We start from the raw sequence: 232 nt of genomic DNA on the forward strand, positions 1-232 counted from the left end.
CGTGCCTTCCACGCCCAGATAGTGCGCGAGGCGCGCGGCGCGACTGTAGACGTAATAGATCACGACCATCACGAGCACCGAAATCGCCACCGACGCGATGCTCGACAGCAGCCATGCCGACAGCTTGTGCGTGCGGTTCGCGTTCAGCGCGATGGCCGTGGCAATCGAGCCGGGACCGGTGGTGAGCGGAATCGTCAGCGGAAAGAAAGCCTTGCCGGTCGCCGACCACGCG

At 65.1% G+C, this 232-nt stretch carries 1 protein-coding gene; it reads right to left on the reverse strand.

All coding sequences use genetic code 11. The features are described 5' to 3' along the window. A partial coding sequence (locus SB786_RS37840; RefSeq protein ID WP_410731787.1) for a MarC family protein occupies nucleotides 1-232 on the reverse strand: 232 nt, incomplete at both ends.

Origin of the sequence: Burkholderia sp. SIMBA_062, from assembly GCF_046534765.1 — a bacterium.
GTDB classification, from domain to species: Bacteria; Pseudomonadota; Gammaproteobacteria; order Burkholderiales; family Burkholderiaceae; genus Burkholderia; species Burkholderia ambifaria.